The 19,570-nt window shown below is 63.2% G+C and carries 14 protein-coding genes and 3 pseudogenes; 5 read left to right on the forward strand and 12 right to left on the reverse strand.

Going from position 1 to position 19,570, the window contains the following annotated elements; all coding sequences use genetic code 11:
* Positions 1–243: 243 nt before the first annotated feature.
* Positions 244–1,299 carry a DUF7146 domain-containing protein gene (locus NKI97_RS34150; protein ID WP_352838494.1) on the reverse strand — a complete coding sequence of 352 codons (1,056 nt, stop codon included), beginning with the start codon at positions 1,297–1,299 and terminating at the stop codon, positions 244–246.
* A 12-nt stretch (positions 1,300–1,311) separates the two neighbouring features.
* Positions 1,312–5,817 (reverse strand): strawberry notch-like NTP hydrolase domain-containing protein, encoded by a 4,506-nt coding sequence (locus tag NKI97_RS34155; protein ID WP_352838495.1) that lies wholly within the window; start codon positions 5,815–5,817, stop codon positions 1,312–1,314.
* 185 nt (positions 5,818–6,002) lie between these two features.
* On the opposite strand from NKI97_RS34155, the pseudogene NKI97_RS34160 reads away from it, so the two are divergent.
* A pseudogene (locus tag NKI97_RS34160) lies at positions 6,003–7,192 on the forward strand (DUF1173 domain-containing protein).
* A gap of 35 nt (positions 7,193–7,227) precedes the next feature.
* Here the strand turns inward: NKI97_RS34160 and NKI97_RS34165 are convergent.
* A complete protein-coding gene (locus NKI97_RS34165) occupies positions 7,228–7,911 on the reverse strand; it encodes a transposase (protein ID WP_352838496.1) in 684 nt (227 codons plus the stop codon).
* 465 nt (positions 7,912–8,376) lie between these two features.
* On the opposite strand from NKI97_RS34165, the gene NKI97_RS34170 reads away from it, so the two are divergent.
* Positions 8,377–8,772, forward strand: a complete 396-nt coding sequence (locus tag NKI97_RS34170; protein ID WP_352838497.1) for a hypothetical protein — start codon at positions 8,377–8,379, stop codon at positions 8,770–8,772.
* A gap of 417 nt (positions 8,773–9,189) precedes the next feature.
* On the opposite strand, the gene NKI97_RS34175 is transcribed toward NKI97_RS34170, so the two are convergent.
* The 4 genes from NKI97_RS34175 to NKI97_RS34190 all read right to left on the reverse strand — a co-directional run bounded on the left by NKI97_RS34175 (position 9,190) and on the right by NKI97_RS34190 (position 13,122).
* The gene (locus tag NKI97_RS34175; protein WP_352750002.1) at positions 9,190–9,822 is read right to left on the reverse strand and encodes a DUF1419 domain-containing protein; all 633 of its coding nucleotides are present in this window, start codon (positions 9,820–9,822) and stop codon (positions 9,190–9,192) included.
* 132 nt (positions 9,823–9,954) lie between these two features.
* Positions 9,955–10,347 carry a hypothetical protein gene (locus NKI97_RS34180; protein ID WP_352838498.1) on the reverse strand — a complete coding sequence of 131 codons (393 nt, stop codon included), beginning with the start codon at positions 10,345–10,347 and terminating at the stop codon, positions 9,955–9,957.
* An 84-nt stretch (positions 10,348–10,431) separates the two neighbouring features.
* Positions 10,432–10,881, reverse strand: coding sequence for a UCP036055 family protein (locus tag NKI97_RS35650; protein WP_502901494.1), 450 nt, complete (start codon positions 10,879–10,881; stop codon positions 10,432–10,434).
* A gap of 96 nt (positions 10,882–10,977) precedes the next feature.
* Positions 10,978–13,122: a ParB/RepB/Spo0J family partition protein gene (locus NKI97_RS34190; protein ID WP_352838499.1), complete on the reverse strand. Its 2,145-nt coding sequence runs from the start codon at positions 13,120–13,122 to the stop codon at positions 10,978–10,980.
* A 184-nt stretch (positions 13,123–13,306) separates the two neighbouring features.
* Between NKI97_RS34190 and NKI97_RS34195 the strand changes: the two genes are divergently transcribed.
* Complete coding sequence (locus NKI97_RS34195; protein WP_352750006.1) at positions 13,307–13,927, forward strand: DUF433 domain-containing protein; 621 nt, start codon at positions 13,307–13,309, stop codon at positions 13,925–13,927.
* Between the two features lie 757 nt (positions 13,928–14,684).
* Here the strand turns inward: NKI97_RS34195 and NKI97_RS34200 are convergent.
* The 5 genes and pseudogenes from NKI97_RS34200 to NKI97_RS34220 form a co-directional block, all read right to left on the reverse strand.
* A pseudogene (locus NKI97_RS34200) lies at positions 14,685–15,481 on the reverse strand (DUF932 domain-containing protein); the annotation flags it as partial.
* Between the two features lie 257 nt (positions 15,482–15,738).
* Positions 15,739–16,545, reverse strand: a complete 807-nt coding sequence (locus NKI97_RS34205) for a class I SAM-dependent methyltransferase (RefSeq protein ID WP_352838500.1) — start codon at positions 16,543–16,545, stop codon at positions 15,739–15,741.
* A 320-nt stretch (positions 16,546–16,865) separates the two neighbouring features.
* Entirely contained in the window at positions 16,866–17,306 is a 441-nt protein-coding gene (locus NKI97_RS34210; RefSeq protein ID WP_352453168.1) for a hypothetical protein, read from the reverse strand.
* A 151-nt stretch (positions 17,307–17,457) separates the two neighbouring features.
* Positions 17,458–17,844 (reverse strand): hypothetical protein, encoded by a 387-nt coding sequence (locus NKI97_RS34215; protein ID WP_352838501.1) that lies wholly within the window; start codon positions 17,842–17,844, stop codon positions 17,458–17,460.
* Positions 17,845–17,849: 5 nt separating this feature from the next.
* A pseudogene (locus tag NKI97_RS34220) lies at positions 17,850–18,185 on the reverse strand (hypothetical protein); the annotation flags it as partial.
* Positions 18,186–18,556: 371 nt separating this feature from the next.
* Between NKI97_RS34220 and NKI97_RS34225 the strand changes: the two are divergent.
* Together NKI97_RS34225 and NKI97_RS34230 are read left to right on the forward strand one after the other, a co-directional pair.
* Positions 18,557–19,018: a Ros/MucR family transcriptional regulator gene (locus NKI97_RS34225; protein ID WP_352750013.1), complete on the forward strand. Its 462-nt coding sequence runs from the start codon at positions 18,557–18,559 to the stop codon at positions 19,016–19,018.
* Between the two features lie 406 nt (positions 19,019–19,424).
* Positions 19,425–19,570, forward strand: a 146-nt coding sequence (locus NKI97_RS34230; RefSeq protein ID WP_352838502.1) for a twin-arginine translocation signal domain-containing protein, incomplete at its 3' end; no start/stop codon positions are given.

Here is a 19,570-nt window from a genome sequence, read left to right on the forward strand (position 1 = left end):
TGTGTCGGGGGTGTGGGGCCGGGCCAATCGGGGCTTGACAGCGAATCCGGGCCGGGCGGGGGGGGGGGCCGCAGCTATGGCCTATGCTATGGGTTGGACGGCGCAGCCGTTGCGGCCGTGACCCGGGGGTGGCAGGGATCGCCTCTCGGGCAGGCCGCGGGCGCAGCCTCTCCGGCGGACCGCCGCCATGCCTGCAGGCTATCCGGCGACGCCGTGCCGGCCCGCCTGCCAGTCCCGACCCGTTCATCCGGGCGACAGGAAGAGACGGGCATCATCCGGGACGAGCTGATCGCTGAGCCATGCCGCGAGATGGGCCGGGCCGGAATGGCGCAGATCGTCGTTGAAATCGCCGAGCTGCGGCCGCAACACCAGGGCGAGGATCCCGGCCTCGCCTGCGCGTTGGCTGAGGCGTTCGATGCCGTGCCGGCCGGCAGCGTCGGCATCGGCTGCGATGTAGAGGCGGCGGCAGCCAAGCGGAAGCCTCAGGCCGGCGAGGTGATTGGCCGAGGTGGCGGCCGCCACAGGCAGCGCCGGTATCACCACCTTAAGCGAAGCCATCGTCTCGAAGCCCTCGCCGGCCGCCATGACCGGGACGGGCATGCCGGGCTCATGGCCTAGCCAGATGCCGTTGCCAAGGAGATCCCCCAGCGAGCGGCGTGGATCCGCGAGTTGCGCCTTGCCGTGACCCGAAGGATCAAGCCAAGTCCGTTGCAGGCCGGTGATACGCCCGTCGAGGTTGGTGACAGCAGCAATCAGCGCAGGCAGGGTCTGCGTCTCGCCCGTTACGAGATTCCTGTAGTAGCAGCCGGGATGGAAGCGCAGCGCGCGCTCGTGCGTCGAAAGCAGAATGCCGCGGCCGGCAAGATAGCGTTCGGCCAGCGTGCCGGCGATCGGCTGGGACATGGCGAACAGACGACGCGCGGCCTCAGGGGAGCCGCGTTTCGCGGCTGGCTGGCACTGCGCGCCAAGGGGCAGAGGCTGGGGCTGGGGCGGTGGCAGCGGCATGGAGAGGAAGCGACGTGCTTCATCCGCGATGTCACGGAAGTCGACGAGGCCGCAACTTTCACGGATGACATCGAGCAGATCGCCAAATTCAGACGTCGCCTCGTCGACCCACCTACCCGCCGGGCCCTTGGCGTTTGCCCTCAGCCGCACATGCATGGAACGGCCGCGCGTGTTGTGGACATCGCCGACCATCCAGTAATTGCCGGAGCGATGGCCGTTGGAGAGATATTCCCGGCACACCGCCTCGGCGTGTTCGCCAAGGCGGCGTGCCAGCTCGGAGGCCGAGCCGGTCATGATCGCCTCCCCTCAAGTCGCCGAGGTACGGTCGGTGACACCAACCAGCGTATGGCGGTCGAGGAGCGCGGCGAGGATGGCGGACCCTTGCGCGGTCGTCGGGATGAACAGCCGGAGCTTCCAGGCGATGATCTCGGAGATCAGTCCCAGCGCCTTCAGCCGAGGGACCATCGCGTCGGTGAAGCCAATCAATTCGACACGGTAGTCGTTCATGATCCGACTGCGGCGCAGGATCAGGCCATCGGCGAGTTGCAGTCCAATCCGTCCGTCGGCGAGCCCGGTCCAGGCATCTTCCGGCGCCAGCCTCGGCACATCGTCGAGACCCAGATTGCGGAACATGGTGGCGACCAGCGTCGGCGCGATGTGGCGGCCGATGATGCGCTCCCCGGCATCGGTCTGGATTCGATAGACTCGACAGTCGCCGTCCGGCAGCCGACGCCAGATCGGCAACAGCAGACCCGTCACGATGTGAAAGGTGCTGGTGGTGAACTCCGGGACGGCGGCGACTTCCGAGTCCCACAGCTCGCAGAAGAGTTTTCGGTCGGTCGGCTGCCAATGGGTTTCGGCAAGTGCGTCGAGGCCGAAGCGCAGCTCGTCGGTCGGCCGCAGCAGGCGCGCGCGATGCTCGACGGTTCCGTCGTCGAGCATCAGGCTCGCCGTCGGCAGCCGGATCGCCGCGCGGCTCGACCGTGTGTTCACCAACAGAACCGATTGGAGCTCCGCCCGGACGATGGCCAGCGCGTCGACGAGGCCGAGCGGCCGGATACGGTCCTTGCGCGCGACGGTGAGCACATGTGACTGCGCGCCGGAGACTGGATGGGTATAGACGGTCCTACGATCGGTGACGACGATGCTCTCCGCCGTGATCGTCTCCAGACCCTTGTCATAATTGCCGGCGGCTATGGCGCCTTCTATTCTTCCCGCCATCAACTGCTCGAACACCTCGAACAGCAGGTTCTGGGTCTCGATGCGCAACGCAAGCAGGCGATTGAGCCAGGTCGTGATCGGCGGCAGCTCGTCGCGCAAACCACCTTCATCCGTCGTCAGCGACAGGCCGGTTACCGTCTCGAAGGTCGTGAGCGAGCAGCCGTCGATCTTGCCCTGGTGCAACAGAAGATAGAACTGGCGAAGGGCCGCACGGGCATAGGGGCTTTCGAGATTGTCCTCGGACCGGAACAGCCCTGCCCCGCCGGTCTGGCGCTGGCCGCGCGTGATCGCGCCAAGCGTGTCGAGCCGTCGCGCGATCGTCGACAGGAATCGCTTGCCAGCCTTCACGTTGGCGGCCATCGGCCGGAACAGCGGCGGTTGCTTCTGATTTGTGCGGTGGGTCCTTCCGAGACCCTGGATGGCATTGTCGGCGCGCCAGCCGGCCTCGAGCAGATAGTGCTTGCGCAGCCTCTGGTTCCTGGCCCCGAGATCGGCGTGATAGGAGCGGCCTGTACCGCCGGCGTCGGAGAAGATCAGAACGCTCTTGTCGTCATCCATAAAACTCTGGGTCTCGGCCAGATTGGCCGAGCCAGGGCGGTTTTCCACGGCCAGCCGGTCGATGCCGTCGCGGCCGGTCTTCTTGACCATGCGGCGCGAGCGGCCGGTCACCTCGGCGACGGTGTCTGTGCCAAAATGATGGATGATCTGGTCAAGCGCGCTGCCGACCGGCGGCAGCGATGCGAGTTTTTCGATCATCTCGCCGCGCCGGCGAACCGCCTCGCGGCACTGGACCGGGTTGCCATCTTCGTCGTGGACAGGCCGCGAGTAGACGTTGCCCTCCGCGTCGGAATACTCCTCGAACAGTTGGGTCGGGAAGGAATGCATCAAGTACCCGCCGACATACTCGCGCGGCGTGATGTCGACATGCAGGTCCGACCATTCCTCGGTGGGGATCTCGGCAAGCCGTCGTTCCATCAGCGCCTCGCTGGTCGAGACGATCTGCACGACTGCCGCATGCCCGTCGGCGAGGTCCTGCTCGATCGCGCCGATCAGGGTCGGCGTCATCATCGAGGTGATCAAATGCGAGAAAAAGCGTTGCTTGGTACTTTCAAAGGCTGAGCGCGCCGCCGATTTTGCGTTGCGGTTCAGCGTGCCGGCCTCGCTGGTGATGTTGGTGGCCTCGAGTGCGGCGGTCAGGTTGTTGTGGATGACCTGGAAGGCGTCTGCATAGGCGTTGTAGATGCGGATCTGCTCCTCGGTCAGCGCATGCTCGAGGAGGTCGTACTCGACGCCGTCATAGGAGAGCGAACGCGCCGTATAGAGGCCGAGCGACTTGAGATCGCGGGCGAGCACTTCCATCGCCGCGACACCGCCGTCCTCGATCGCGGCGACGAATTCGGCACGGTTGGCGAATGGAAAATCCTCGCTGCCCCAGATGCCGAGACGTTGCGCATAGGCGAGGTTCTCGACGGCGGTCGCACCGGTCGCGGAGACGTAGACAATGCGGGCATCGGGCAGCGCGTGCTGCAGCCGCAGTCCCGCCTTGCCCTGCTGCGAGGGCGCGACGTCGCCACGCTCGCTTTTGCCGCCAGCGGCATTGGCCATGGCGTGGGCCTCGTCGAAGACGATGACGCCATCGAAAGATTTTTTTGCCCCCGACGGGTTCTCTCCAGCCCCTTCGGCCCCTCTCGCCTCTTGTCCGACCCAGTCGAGGATCTGGGCGATCCGGGATTTCTTGCCCTCCCGTTCCTGCGAGCGCAGGGTTGCGTAGGTCGTGAACAGGATGCCGTCGGCAAGGCGGATCGGCGTGCCCTGCCGATAGCGTGAGAGTGGCTGCACGAGGAGTTTTTCCTGGCCAAGTGCTGCCCAGTCTCGCTGAGCGTCTTCCAGCAATTTATCGGACTTGGAAATCCAGATCGCGCGGCGCCGCCCCTGCAGCCAATTGTCGAGGATGATGCCGGCGACTTGCCGTCCCTTGCCGCAGCCGGTTCCGTCACCCAAAAACCATCCACGCCGAAACCGGACAGCGTTCGTAGCTCCTTCTGGCGCGGCCGAGACGACATCGCAGGTCTCGTCAACCGTCCAGGCGCCGGTGAGATGACCGCAATGGGCTTCGCCGGCATAGATGACGCTTTCGAGCTGGGCGTCCGACAGCAGGCCCTCGTCGATGATCGCATCAGGAAGAAGCGGCCGATAGGAAGGTTTTGGTGGCGCGACGGCGGCCATTGCGGCCGACTGCACGAGCGGCGTCGGATGCGGTTTTGCGCGCGGGACGTGGATCGACTGGAGCGCATAGCGTTCGTAGATCGTATCGGTGATGCGACCGCCCTCCTCCGGCATCCAGTCGCGCAATTCGTAGGCAAGGGGAACAGCCGGCGTGCTGTTTGCCATGACCTGGCGAGCGGGCTTCGCTCGCGCAATCGGACGGACCGATTGCATTGCCTTTGGAGCAGCCGTTGAGACAGCGAGGGGTGCGGCTCTCCGGGATCGGGCAGCCATCTGCATGGCGGCATTGCGCAGGATGCCGCTGGACAATGCACCGATCGAATCCGGGAATCCACCCAAAGTCCGGGGCGGCAGATCGGAGATCCAGGAGAGCAGCGTTTCGACATCCTTGGCCTTGCCCGGCAAGGCGACGAAACGCGACGGATCGACGGCCGGCACCTTGTCGATGATCGTCAGGCGGGTCTCGGTGGTGGTTCCGTGGCGGGCATAGACGCGGCCGTCGATCGCTGCGGTGAAGATGACCGTGCCCTGCTGCTGCAGGCGTTCGAAGGCGAGCCGCCATTTCGGGTTTTCGGGAGACAGCCCGGCGCCGGCGATGGCGACAAGACGACCGCCCGAACGCAGGCGTGCGAACGCGGAAGAGAGGTGCCGCCATGCCGCATCGGCGACATGGCCGTCGACATAGGCGCCGACGCTGAAGGGCGGATTCATCAAGACGAGGGACGGCTCAATGGCCGCGTCGAGATGGTCGTCGATATGGGCGGCGTCGTGCCGCGAGACGGGGAACTGCGGAAATAGCAGGCCGAGCAGATCGGCCCGCGTTGCGGCAAGCTCGTTAAGCGCGATCGAGGCGCGCGCCATCTCGGCATGGACGGCGAGCAGACCGGTGCCGGCCGACGGTTCGAGAACGAGGTCGCAAGATGCGATCGCCGCGGCGTGCGCCGTTACGAAGGCCAGCGGCAAGGGCGTGGAGAGCTGCTGCATGGCCTGGCTCTCGTCGGAGCGTCGCGTATGGGTTGGAAGAAGGTCGGCGATGCGCTTTATCATCGCTAGCCTTGCCCGCGGCGTGGCGGACCGGGACAGGATCGCGGGGCCGAACCGGCGCAGAAACAGAACCTGGGCGGTTTCGAGGGCCTCATAGGCGTCCTTCCAGACCCAGCACCCTTGCGCATCGCTGCCGCCAAAACTTGTTGTCATGGTGGTGCGCAGTTCCGCAGTGGTGACAGACTTGCCGTGCTCGAGGAACGGCAGAAGCCGCATTGCCGCTCGGTAGATCGCCTGGGCGGTGTCGAGGGCGTCTTGTGCCGGCGCGCCGAGGGGAGCGGCCGTCCGGGCAACGGCAGGTGTGGTCGAAACGATGTTCATGGAGATGTCCTTCGCAAGAGGGGAGTGGCGCCCGCGCCGGCACTCTCTCCGCGCCAGCCGGGCCGCACTCCTCCCGGCTCCCCTCTCCCTCTGAGGCCGATGCACCAAACGGGTTGCGCTCTGCGCAAAGCCATGACTTGAATGCGCGCACAGGGATGCGGCGGCGACCTGGAGCTGCGGAGGTGATGCGACGGTTCAGAATTGGCAGTGCGGTCTACGAGGAGGGAGCGCCTGACCTGCAGGCGACGCTGGCGAACGCTTATGTCCGCACCGAGCGTCCGCTATGCCTGTGCCGCGAGCCGGGCTGCCCGATGTAGCCCGCATCGGCGACCTTCACCTGATCAAGCGCATGCCGCTGAGCGGCGGCGGGCATGATCCATCCTGTGATTCATATGAATCGCCTTACGAGCTGTCCGGGCTGGGCGCGTTGATGGGCAGCGCGATACAGCTCGATCCGCAAAGCGGCATGGCTGCTTTGAAACTCGATTTCAGCCTGTCGAAGACGGGGAGCCGGGCAGCATCCGCGCCTGCTGGCGAGAGCTCCGCCAGCGTAACTGGAGACCCCAGGAGGATGTCGCTGCGTGGCCTGCTCCATTATCTATGGCAGGAGGCCGAATTGACGGTCTGGACATCCCGATGGGCCGGTAAGCGACATTGGTGGAATGTCCGCTGGCATCTGCTCGAGGCTGCCGGGCAAATGACGGTGAGGGGCGGGCCCCTCGCGGATATCCTGTTCGTGCCCGAGCCGTTTCGCGCCGAGAACAGGCAAGCGATCGAACATCGCCGCAATGCGGCTCTCGGCATGGCGCTCCCGCCGAAATCCGGCCCACGAAAGCTACTGGTTCTGGTCGGCGAGGTGAAGGAAATCATGCCCGCCCGATCCGGTCGGAAACTCGTCGTCAGACATCTGCCGGGCTTTCCCTTTGTCATCGACGATGCATTGCATCGGCGTTTGCAGGCACGTTTCGAGAGAGAATTGTCGCTGTGGGGAGCGGATTCCAGCTCACATCTGATAGTGATCGCGACCTTCGGACTGAACCCGGCCGGCCTCGCCGTTGTTGAGGAGGTCGCGTTAATGGTGGTATCCGAGAACTGGATCCCTTTCGAGACGGTCTCGGAAAAGCGGCTCGTTGACGCGCTCGCCCGCCTTCGCGAGAAGAGCGTGAAGGGATTGCGCTATGACCTGCAAACCGACCACCCGATCGCCAACGCTTTGCTCCAGGACAGGCAGCAGCCGACCGCACTCTTTGTCGTCCCGGCCGGCGCGGACGAAGCGTTCGAGGCTTCGCTCGACGAAATGATCGCCGCGCGTCCGGAGATCGGCTTCTGGGTGTGGCGGGTCGGCGAAGGCGATATGCCGCCGTTGCCGCTCTGAGCGTCGGCGGAATTTCCGACGAGGCTCAGTATGTCTTACCCCAGGCCCAGCTTCTTCTTGAGCTCGGCATTTTCCTTGCGCAGACGGTCAGCAAGCAGGTTCTTAAGGCGCTTGTTTTCTTCCTCGAGCGCGAGCAGGTCCTTCAGATCGCCGCTATCTGCGGCTGGCGCTGCAACCTTCTTCCACTGATAATAGGTCTGCTCCGAAATGCCGGCTTGGCCGACCGCACTCTTGCTGGTCGCACCCCCAGCGATCGACTTCTCGATCTGGGCAAGCTTCTGGACGCGTTCCTTCTCAGAGTAGGTCTTCCGGGCGGTCCGCACCGCCACCGCAGGTTCAGCCGCCTGGGGCCCTGGTCTCGCCCCGTTTTTGCGGGTCGGCTTGGCGAGCTCTGCCTTCGCTTTCTTTGCTCGCGGAACTTTCTTCTTCGCTTCAGGGGCTTCCACTTTGGCTGGTGCCACTGTTGTCTGAACAGTTTGAGCTTCCTGAGAATCAGCCATGATATGCTCCGCTTGTGGATTGTCACCGTCATCAGCATCGATGGGTCTTATACTGGAGTCAATGAGCTCAGAACCTGGCAACTGAGCACCATCAGACAGCTGCGTCATCTCGGTGACAATTTTGGACAGGTCGAGAGCACCCCAGATCGAATGGCTTGGCTTTTGCTTGCCGCGCTTCTGTTTGACTTCCACGATAAATGGCCGGATCTGGCGCTTCATAGTCTCTTCCTTGATGTGAGGACGATTTGCAAGCCAAGTCGCTGTTTCGCGTCAGCGAGTATTCTGCGCCTAGGCATCTTATCGCTCTTGCCGAGCTTTATCGGAGAAGGCCAGCGACGAGCAAGCGAGGTTTCCCTGATCTCGGGGACTGGCTCGATCACCGGGACGCTAACAGTCTATTGCGGGCCGAGGTCTCATTTGACGCGACCTTCAGAGCCTATCCATGCCCGCCATCCACAGGCGCCACTTCGCTCGATCCACCGGCAGCTGACAAATTTCGACATGCTGACGAGGCTCGCATGCTCCAGGTTCGGTAAAGAACCCCGCTGCATCGAGCGCCGCCTACGCCGTCATTCGTTGCCGCCGGGCAAACGTACAAGGGACTAACAGCCGTCCGCATCCGATGACTGTGCACAACCGACTGCATCGATTGCAATCCTGATTTTCTTGGGAGCAAATCTTCTCATGGCGGCGGATGAGCTGGACGCGATTGTTTTCGGGATGGCGGTCGAAAGCGTCCGTGCGCTTCCTCTTGGATTCACGGAAAAAGTCGCAAAAATTGCCATCAGAAGCCACGGCGTCCTGCTTTTTGATTTGCGCATCGATGGCGACTTGGAAATGCAGCGGATCGCCGCCGTCCGATATCCAAGCAACCGGACAGGCATTCTGGCGCTAGACAAGCAGGGCTCGGCGATCAGCCATTGCATGGTCAATGGCACTTTCTCCAGCTTTATCGCTCCCTTGGAAGACTGGAACACTCTGCCGCTACCGATGCAGGCCAGGACGAGTATCGCCGGCCCGGCCAGTCTCTTCATCGGCGCCTTACGCAATGCCGGGTACATCCTGCGCGGCAGGTCCTGATCCGAAGTTTTGTTCGGCGATTGGCCGATCATATCGTCGAACCAGTCGGCCACACGGCTTCGCTAAGGGCGATTACCCACGGTGATCAGGTGACAAGGATCATCCGACTTGAAGTCTGACCCTGATAGGTGGCTCGCTGGACTACGAGCACCTGGTCGGTGCTGGCCTTAAATACCGTGAAAATGCGCCGGCCGGCGGCGACGCACTGATCGAGCAATGTCGGTTGCCGTCAGGTATCTTGGAAAGCGATAGGGCTGCGTGCAAGCGATCGTAATGTGCGAGAGCGTCTCGCCCGTCGGCGTCCGATAGTACGCCTCCTCGATAGACATCGCGCCGCATAGCCTATCCGACGCGCCTCATTTCAGCGGAGTAGGCGGACCGTGCTAATAGGGACGTTTCGCTTCCGAGCGGCAACTCTCAGGGACAACCTTTATCGTCGCCTCCCTTCTTTGAGTTCCGGCTTGATCGGGCGGAGGACAGGAGTTCGTCAATCTCGAGATCCGACAGATCATCGAGCAGCTTGAAGACAGCATCATGCTTTCCGGCGTTAATGAGAATCGTGCGTTTGCCGCGATGTTCGGCCCACCCGGTTCCGGGATTTGCATTGCGGGCGATGTCCCTGAGTTCGACAGGGGTCATGTTCCAGATCGCCTCGAGCTTCTCCGCGCGGGTCATGCTGTCGCTCGCGCCGGTCTCGTGGGCGATGATGGCGGCGCGCATCTTGTCTGGCGACTGCCGATCCGTGAGGTCGCAAAAGCCATGGAACCAGCGTTCGCGGCCCCGGATCCGGATCGCGAAGAATACGCTGGTCACGTTGCCAGCCTTGAACTCCGAGATGCCGAACATGCCGGTGCGCATGAAGAGCGGCGGCAGCAAATCGAGCATGAAGTGAAATTGGGTCGCTTCGATCTCAAACCATTCGCCTGAATAGGGAGTGCCGGAAAGAAGATCGATGCCGGGAGTGTCTTTGTGTCGGCTGAACAGTTGGAACATCTGCTCGCGGGTGGCGACGCCGTCGAGCACCTTCCTGAAGGGTGGATGTGCGGTCATGGGGTTCTCCTGAACGCAGGTCGGCCACGCGCGGCATGAACCGCTCGTCGCAACTGCTTGGTGATGTTGTGGCTGTCGACTGGCCGAGCCTGCGGCCGGCGCGTGCGCCGGCGATGATGGGGTTTGCAGGCTTCAGGCGGCGCGTTGCTCGGAGGAAGGCGAAGCGCCTCGACCAACCCCAGTGACGGCACGGACGGCGGCGGCGAGCGCCGGGATGTCGTCGAGCATGTCGAGCGCAACGAAGTGGTTGGCCCCGCCGACATAGTCCTTGCGGCCCTTGCAGGTGCGGATCAGGATGCCGTGACCTGAGGACAAACCGAACTGGCCGACCTGGATGTAGGCGCGGTGATGGTGCAGGGTAATTTCACCGGAAACGGCTATGCCCGCCTTGTTCGAGCGCAGGTCAAAGCTTCCCTGCGGCAGGTTTAGTTGGGCAGCGAGTTTCTTGAGCCGTGAACGGGCTATCGTGTGAAAACGTCTCTTCTGCTGCTCGTCATAGGAGCAGCTTCTGTTCCAGTCGAACATGTCGATCTCCAATGAAATGGAACGGGCCCGCGATCGCTCGCGCGATCCCGGGGCCGTGATCGGGTGGGTTAAATGGTGAAACGGTCAGGCGGCCGTGCGGCCCTCAACGACGTCGGCGCCGACCTCATCGGCGGAGACCTCTTCGAGATAGGCTCGGCTGTACGAATTGCTGGCGAGCCAGCGTTCGGCCGCCTCGCGATCCTTGGCTAAATAGAGCAGTTCCGGGCTGTCGCCGAGTTCCTGCAGGACGCGAACCATGCCGGTCGTGGGGCGCTCGACGATCTCGAAACGCAGGTCACTCTCGACGGACCAAGTGCGCCTGACCGAGACGATGATGCCGCCCTGCCCGAAATCGCCCTCATGCAGGGTGAAGTAGGCGGGCGAGCTATAGGTCGCGCGCTCGCGCGGCGGTTCCTTTTTGACCAGGCGACCGACGCCGTTGCGACTCTCCCACGCAGCGAGTTTCTTGGTGAAGCGAGCCGGCGGTTCGCGGCGCCGTCGCTGTATCGGATAACGCTCCCCAGAGGAGCGGATTCGTACACGATATGTGCGGACATGCGGGTTTCTCCATGTCGGAAAATGAGAAAGGGCCCGGCGGGAGTACCGGGCCCGGTGCGAGCGTGAGGCCGATTATTCGGCGGCCTGGAGGTGGTCCGCATCGTCGCCGTCGATGGTCACCGGCTCATCGGAGGACGGATCCGCATCGTCGGCGAGAAAGGCCGGCAGCTCGGCGGCATCGCGGTCGCGAGCCGCCTCGTCCGACATATCGCCGGCGACCGCGTCACCAGCAGCGGTAGCCACTTCATCGAGGCGCAGCGGCTCGGGCAGCCAGTTCGATCCTTCGAGAAGACGCGCGGCTTCACGGGCCATGATGTCCTTCTTCATGTGCTCGATCAGCTGCGCGGAGTCCGCGCCACGAGCTTCACGGACAGCCTGTAGAATCCGCGCCTTGGTGAGCCGCCCGAGGAACTCGACCGTAGGCGTCCAGCCGGCGTCGACCATGTCGAACTGGAGCGAGCGGCCAAGGACGTCTGCATGCTCGAGCGCCTTCGGTCGCCTGTTCCAGGGTTCGACCACCGCATTGAGGGTCAGCGAGACGCAGTGCGCGAACAGCGCCTTGCGGCTTGCTTCGTCGAGGCCGAGAAGGAAGTTCCACAGGCCATCCGCCTCATCGGGCAAATCGCGGTCCCAGGCTTCGTGGCGCTCGGCGATCTCCTTTGCCCAGGACGTCTCGGCAAGACCGTCGACCTGGCTGAAGCTGCCGCTCTTCAGACTGATCTCAAGACACGTGTCCGGCGCGAAGCGATAGAAGACCTGCAGGACGAAGGCATGGAGTGCGGCGACGATGGCGATGTCGACGTCACCGGCGAGCGCGTTGCGCAGTGCCAGCGTCCGCTGCGCGGTCAGGTCGAAGACGAGCCGATCAGGCAGCGGCTTGATGCCATCGTCCTCGCCGTCGTCACTAGCGCTGTCATTCACCGGCCTGCCGTTGACGACAACTCCAACGCCATCGTCGTCGCCATTGGATCGGGTTCCGCCGTCGGCGTCCCCTTCCTCGCCCTCATCGACGTTGCCGGTTTCGGTCCGCGGCTCGTCCTGGGACCGCACGAAACCGGCGTCGAGCTGAAGCTTGCCGTCCGCGGCAAGGGTAACGAACACACCGGCAATGGCCTTCTGGGCGAGATGGTAGCTTTGAGGACGATCATCGATCGCATCGAGCTCGGCGCCCAGCTGGTCGAGCTTCGCCTCGGCTGCTTCGTCGGCATCCTCGGCCTGGGCATAGTCCGCATCCAGCTTGTCGTATTCGGCCTTGAGCGCGTCGTAGCGTTCGATCTCCTCGGCGCTGAGCTCCTGCGGCTCGGCATAGATGCGCCGCATGCCGGAGGTATGGCCATAGGGAAAGCTGATCGCCGCCTCGACCCATTTCCAGCCTTCGGCGCGGATCGCCTCGGCATCCACCTTCAGCCTGTCGAAGACGAGCTGCTCAAGAAGTGCGGCATCCTGGAACCAACCGCCGGCATCCTGCTCGAACAGGTCGCGAAGGATGACGCCGCCAGCCGCTTCATAGGTTTCGGCGCCGACATAGACGGCCCGGCGATCATCGGCTCGGACCGTGGTCTCCGTCAGCAGGCGCCTGATGTAATAGGGTTCCTGCATGTGCGAGCTGGCAATCCGTTCCCAGACCTGCTCCTGACGTGCATGATCGTCCGAGATCGAAAACGCCATGATCTGCTCAAGCCGGATTTCGTCCTTCTCGTAGAGACCGAGAAGCCTCGGCGACACCGATGCCAGCCGCAGGCGCTGCCTCACCGTCGCAGGCGATACGAAGAAGCGGGCGCCAATCTCCTCCGGATCGAGGCCCTGATCGCTGAGCGTCTTGAAGGCCCGGAACTGGTCGAGCGGGTGCAGGTCGGCGCGCCGCAGGTTTTCGGCAAGCGAATCCTCTTCGGCCGAGGTCTCCTGCTTACGGTTGACGATGCAAGGGATCGGCTCGTTCTTCGCCAGGCGCTTCTGCTTGATGAGGATGCCGAGCGCGAGATAGCGACGGCCGCCGGCGGGCACCTCAAACATGCCGGTCTCCTCGCCCTCGCCGTCGAGCACGGGACGGACGTTCAGGCTCTGGATGAGCTTTCGCCGTCCGATGTCTTCGGCCAGCTGCTCGATCGACACGCCGTCCTTGATGCGCCGAACATTCTTTTGCGACAGCATTAGCTTGTCATAGGGAATATTCTCCGCGGCGTTCATCGCGATCTTCTGAATGGCGTTCTTTGCCATGGTCAGGTTCTCCATGACGGGCGGCCCGGGGCCTCTCCCCGAACCTCCAAGCCCGTCAGGAATCTCCCCTCCCCCCTCTGCCTCCAGGCCTCGCGCCGGCGCCGGCCGCCTGCCGCAAAGCTTCGCTGGACTGCAGACGGCAGAGTGACTATATGTCTTCCATGAACGTGGAAGGATTATTGTCATGCCGGGGTTGAGTACCGAAGTGCTCACCGCCAATGAGGCGGCGGCGGTAACGCAGGTGCCGCTCAAGCAGGTGCATCGCATCATCGATGCCGGATTGCTACGCGGCCGTGTCGAGACACGCCGCGGCAGCCGCGTCATCATCGGAGCGGGTCTCGTCGGCCTACGCCTCGCCTGGCTGACGGCGGAGACGCTGACGCCTGCCGGGCGGCGGCGGATCGTTGAGCACGCCATTGCCGATGATGCTGCGCCCGTAGTCGCGGCCGATCCGCTTAAGGTCGACCTGAAGCCGATCACTGCCGGGGTAAGGACCGGCCTCAGCCGGTTGAGGAAAGCCAAGGCCATGGTGGCGCGCGATCCAGCGGTACTTAGCGGTCAGCCGGCCTTTGTGGGAACACGCGTGCTTGTTCATGACATTGCCGACATGCTCGCCAATGGCGATACGCCCGAGACGATCCGTGCCGCCTATCCGCAACTGACTCTCGACCAGATTGGGCTCGCGGCCGACTATGCGCTCGCCTATCCGCGGCGTGGCCGTCCGCCGGTCAAGCCAGCGTGGCGCAGCACGGCGGCGAAGTCGACACGCACAATCCGTCTCGACGATCTGCCGGCCGTTTCGTGACATTCCTGATCGACGAATGCCTGAGCCCAGAGCTTGCGAAGCTGGCGCGAACGGGGTTTTCCCGAGTGAGCCATGTGCGCTGGCTGGGCCTCCGCCAAGGACCATATGGTGACCCGGCGTCGATGACGGCTATGTGCTCGTCACGCACAACACGACCGACTTTCGTGGCCTCTATCGCCGCGAGGAGCTGCATGTCGGGCTGGTCGCCTTCAACACCGCCCTGGCCTGATGAGCCTCGATCTCCAGCACAGGCTCTTTCATCTCGCCCTTTCGGACCTCGGTGGGGAGGAGGCATGAAACGAAGTGCTGGAGATTACGGTGGATGTCGCGCGTACCATCACCATCGAACGGTTCAACCTACCCGACTGACGGACCTCCGAATTCGTTTCCTGCAATCGGGCTGCCAGAAGCCGCCGCTCGCATAACGAAAAAGCCCGCCGCGGGAGGAGGTGCGGCGGGCTTGATTTGGACGACAGCATTCGGGAGGAATAAATGCCGTCCCTGATCGCCAAGGTCGGGAGGAGGTGACCCGGACGAAACTCGATACCGACAGGCTACTCCCTTCCGCGCAGCCGAGAAGCATTAATTGTGCATAGCAGCATTGCGATTTTGTGCGGCGCACAACTAGACCTGAGAGATGTGTTTGCCAGACCGGCAGCGCAGGCCGTGTGCTGCGCGCCGCAGCGATGCACATGTTCGGACACTGGCAGCCTCAGTAGCCCAGTGACGTTCATACTCCTCGCGCAGCATTGCGGTATCATGCTGCTAGATCGAGCAGCTTCTTGCCTTGCCCTCCATCTCCAGGCGAACATCCTGATGCGGCTTGTCGCGCGCTACCCGCGTAATGCCCTGCACGAAGTCGAAAATCGAGGCGGGCGGGTGCCCTTCCTCCGAAAGCACGGCATCGATGATCCTCGTGGTCTCCGCCTTGGAGAATCCGCGCTTGCGCAGGAAGCTCTGGCGATCTTCATCGTCGCGAGCGACGATCCGCTCCCGCGAAGCCTTGATGCCATTGACGAACGGCATGGGCGAAGACTCCGCGAACTGGATCAGCGCTGGTTCGGCTTCCAGGGCAAAACGCGAGGCGGCATATTTGGAATGCCGGATGGTGATTTCCTCGAAATTTTCCACGCCCCACAGACAAGGATTCTGGCAAACTGCACGTAGATAGAAGCTGGCGATTCCGAGCGTTCGGGCGCCGACTTCGGAGCTCCAGCAATAAACCCCCCTGAAAAAGACGTCGGGCGAGCCATCGGGCAGCTTGCCGGCTTCGATCGGATTCAGGTCGTCGACGAGGAAGACAAAGACATCACGGTCGGACGCATAGAGCGTTGTCCTGTCGTTGGAGATGTCGACGTTCGGATTGTAGATTCCCGTCGACCAGTCGAGCACGCCAGGCACTTTCCAGCGCGTGTCGCCGCTACCGTTGCCGGCGATCTTCTGCACGGCATCGACCAGTTCTGAGTCAAATATTCTGCCGTAGTCGGGGCCTGTTACCGCCCGCAACTCGAGGCGTCCGTTCTCGATTTCCAAGGTCTTCATCTGCTCGGCGCGTTATCTGAACAATCAACCTGTCTCAGCGGTGCTCTTGGGGCGCTGGATCCCGAGAATTCACCGGATCTTTGCTCAGCAGATCAGCATGAGACAGATTAGATAAGTCACAAGTCGACAACTAGCGGCCGTGGCCGAGAGCAGTCAGACTGCCTTGAGCGACCGGAATGCAGAAGCGGACATTCACCTAATTAGTTTCGATAGACGTCGCAGTTTGGCCCCACCGGACCTTCGCAGGCCTTATTGCATGCCCTCCAGGATCAGGCTGGGACCAAGCCGCGCACCACACGGAACATCATGGGAAATGACCGGGGTCCATCGGGCAAGTCAACCAGATATCCGGCACGAACATGCTGCTCGATCGAACCGCGGGCGTCATCCGAAAGTGCCTTCAACATGGCTGTGACGCTGCCCGGGCCGTCGGTGAACGTAGCCCAATAATCCGCGAAGGACTGATACTCGCAATCCACGACAACGGGAACCTCCGTCACGTCGTCGAGGCCGAGCTTCCGCCACAATGCCGCCTGACCGTTTGGCCAGAATTGCTGTCGCCCCGCCCGCATGGATCTCAGCCTGGCGACGTCCGCATCAAGCAGAGCACCGGTGTTATAGACGAGGTCGAAGGCGGTCATGCCACCAAAGAACTGAGTAACAGCGGACGCGACCACGCCGCCCGGACGGGTCACGCGCTTCATCTCGGCAACTACCTGTTCAATTTCCGGGATAACGTCCAGGGCCAGCGTGGAAACGGCCGCATCGAATACGTTGTTGTCGAACCGCATGTGCCGAACATCGCCGTGTTCATATGCGATATTGGGGTGGGATCGACGAAGGCGGACTCCTTCCAAGTATCCCTCCGATGCATCAACACCAATCACATGCGCGCCCGCCTCGGCCAGTGCTTTCGTCAACACACCTGTCCCACAGGCTACATCGAGTACGCGACCGCCCGGAGCGACATTGACATGGGCGAGAAATAGGCTTGCCAGATGTTCGCTCCAGCGCCCCATGAAAGCCTCGTAGACGTCGGAATCAGCCCAATTATATCGTAGTTGTGCGGGTTCCATGGCTTGCCATCCTTCCTCAATCACGGATGGACCTTAACACGGTCATGCGAGCCGCGTATCGCCGTCACACCGCACACTGGCCTTCCCGTCGGGGTGCTCCGAGGTCCCGCTTTGGTCGGTTTGACCAGTTCGATCCGCGTAGGTCGAACGGCGGGTAGCCGGCCCGTCACATCCTGTTCTCGGTGCTGGTGCGGAACAGGGTTTAGGGGCCGGCAGCGTCTGCCACAGCCCGAGCCCCTGCCTCGACGGAGAGGGCGAGCGTGGGAGCGCCGACCATGATGGACGGCCCGGGCCAGATCGGTTACGAAGCTGCGCGGCTCTCAGCCAACGCTGTCGTGAGACGGGCGTCGTAGCGGCACAACGCTGGTCGCAGGTGATCGAGCCAGTTCCTCCCGCAGGCCGTCGATCACCGCATCGCGCTCGGCGACCTGCAACGTCAGAACCTGGATGTGCTGCGCAAGCGTGCGGGCCAGCGCCCGCAGCTCGGCCATCTCGGCGCCGCGCACGGCGCGGAGCTCGGCTTCGAGGGCGCGAATGCGCTCCTTGAGGACTCTGGGGGAGGATCTCCGGTGGCGCGCTTCGGCGGCACGGAACTCAGCAAGAAGAGCGCCGGCCCGGTTCGCCGTCGCCCGGCTGACGCCGGCCTCGCGCGCCAGGTTGGCGACGGTCAGCGCCCCGTCGGTGCGGGCGGGGCGACCGTCGAGCAGCCGCTCCACGGCCGCCCTCAGCGCGGCTTCGCTCTTCGGCCCAAGCGCGGTCATGCATCACCGTCCACGAGAGGAGCGATCAGACGGCGCTTGCGCTCATTGTCCTTCAGGATCGCCGTGCGCTGCAGCGGCGACAGGCGTCGGTTGGCCAGCAGCGCCTCGCCCTAGGCGATGGAGGCCTGCCATGGCTCGCGGTGCCGGGCGGTCAGGCAGGCGTTGGGGCACCGGTCGGGGCTGCAGCGCGACAGGGCCGGCGCCGTTCGCTCGTCATCCGGCGCATCTTTGAGGCAGAGCGCGGTCGCCGCGTCGAACAGGCAATCATTGAGGAAGCCGACATGCAAGGTCCGCCCGAGATGGGCGAGCATGGTGCCAGCCGCTTGCGGTCCATGATCCGGCCGGGAAGATCGCCGAGCTCCTGCTGCACCTGGGCGAACTCGCGGCGCAGCCGGAGAGCGCCCGGTCCGGCGGGGCCCTCACGGTCGAGATAGGCCTCGTAATGGGCGACGATATCATCGAGCTGGCCAAGCGCACGCTCGCGCTCGACGGCAAGGCGGAAGTCGGCCCGGGCCGATCCGGCGTAGCCCTCGAACATGGCTAGGCGGCTGGCGCGCCGACCAGGCTGGCGAGTTGGCCAAAGCTCCAATGCGTCGGGGCCACAGAGGCATGCGCATCAGGCAGCATCAGCTTCAGGCGCTCCGGGTCGTCGCGGCTGGCCTCGACGCGGATCAGCTCACTGTCAACGATGCGGGTCTTGCTGCGTTCGGACCGCCGCTTCACCGAATTATGGAGATCGGTGAGAGAAAGGTAGCGCTCGTCCGCCGGCCGGTTGAACCACTCGGAAGAAACGCGACCGACACGTTGGCCACGGCTGACATCCACCTTGTAACCGCCCCGTGGATTCACCGTAGGAGCGAGAACTTGCAACTGGGTCATGGAGCTTTCTCCGCGACGGGCGCCGGAAGCCTCTTCCAGCCCTCGACCCGTCACGCGGGCCATCCACCCTCTCCCTCTGCCGTCCGGCAAACGGGCAAACGCCGCGGCCGCACCTCCGCAAGGAATACACGTCAGAGAATCGATTTGACCGCGTGCTTCAAAGCCGGGACGCCGGAAGCGATGGTCCTGCTGTTGGCGGAACCGCACGCGGCAATCGCTACAAGGTCGTCGCCGGAGCGGATCGGCCACGTCGAGCAGTGTCACGCGACTGCCGAGACAACAGAAATGCAACAGGTTCGTTGCTATCGGAAGCGGTCGTCATTATGAAACGACTGTTCGACGCCAATCGTTTGATCCGCCAGGAGTATTTCGTGACAGAAGAAACCGAGAGCAATACGGACAAGCTCATCGAACTCACGGCTGATGTAGTCTCAGCCTATGTTTCAAACAACCCGGTGCCAGTCGGTGAACTACCCGCCCTCATCGGACAGGTCCATGCCGCCCTGAAGGGCACGACCGGCGGTGTGTCGGAAAGACCTGAAGTTCTCAAGCCTGCCGTGCCGATCAACAAGTCAGTGACGCCCGACTACATCATCAACCTGGAGGACGGGAAGAAGTTCAAGTCGCTGAAGCGGCACTTGTCGACCCATTATGGCCTGACTCCGGATGAGTATCGCGCCAGGTGGGGCCTGCCGGCGGATTATCCCATGGTTGCGCCGAACTATGCCGCAGCGCGCTCAGCCCTCGCTAAAACCATGGGCCTCGGCCGCAAACCGAAGGAGCCCGAAGAGCCGGCGCCCGCGAAACGTCCCCGCAAGAAGGCCACAGCCTGATTGTAGCCTGATGGGTCGGTTGGGCGCGTTACCGCCTGGCAGCTTTGGGGCCGATGGCGAAATGGCGGCTTTCGGCGTCCGAAGAACGATAGCGGATGTTCAGCGGGTGGGTCGAAGTGGCTATTCACAACCGCGCAAACGGTCTCGCTGATAGCGAGGTGCTGGCGGGACGTTTGGCGTAGTAAGTTTTGCGCTCGCAACCTACACAAATTGGGCGTATCGTGGCATATCGTCGGTTGCTAATACATGAACCGGCGATCGAGAGCGCAAGAGTCCCGCATCAGACTAGGCGCGCTAGGTTCCACAACTATTAGGTAGCGTTCACCGGTTCATCTGCCTCTGCCGAAACCCCTTTTGCTCGGTTCCGGCCAGAATTGCCTTTTGCCAATCGGAAGAGGAGCGCTTGATGCAGATTCTGCAAACCCGCCGCCGATTCCTGACCGGCGCTGCAATGGCAGGCGCTGCCGGTATCGTCGGTCTTCCGGAGTCACTCCACGCCGAGCCGCTGGAAACGACCACGGTTCGTCTGCCGCGGTGGGTTGGTGGTTCCTA

The organism is Mesorhizobium sp. M0296 (assembly GCF_040321675.1).
Taxonomy (GTDB): Bacteria; Pseudomonadota; Alphaproteobacteria; order Rhizobiales; family Rhizobiaceae; genus Mesorhizobium.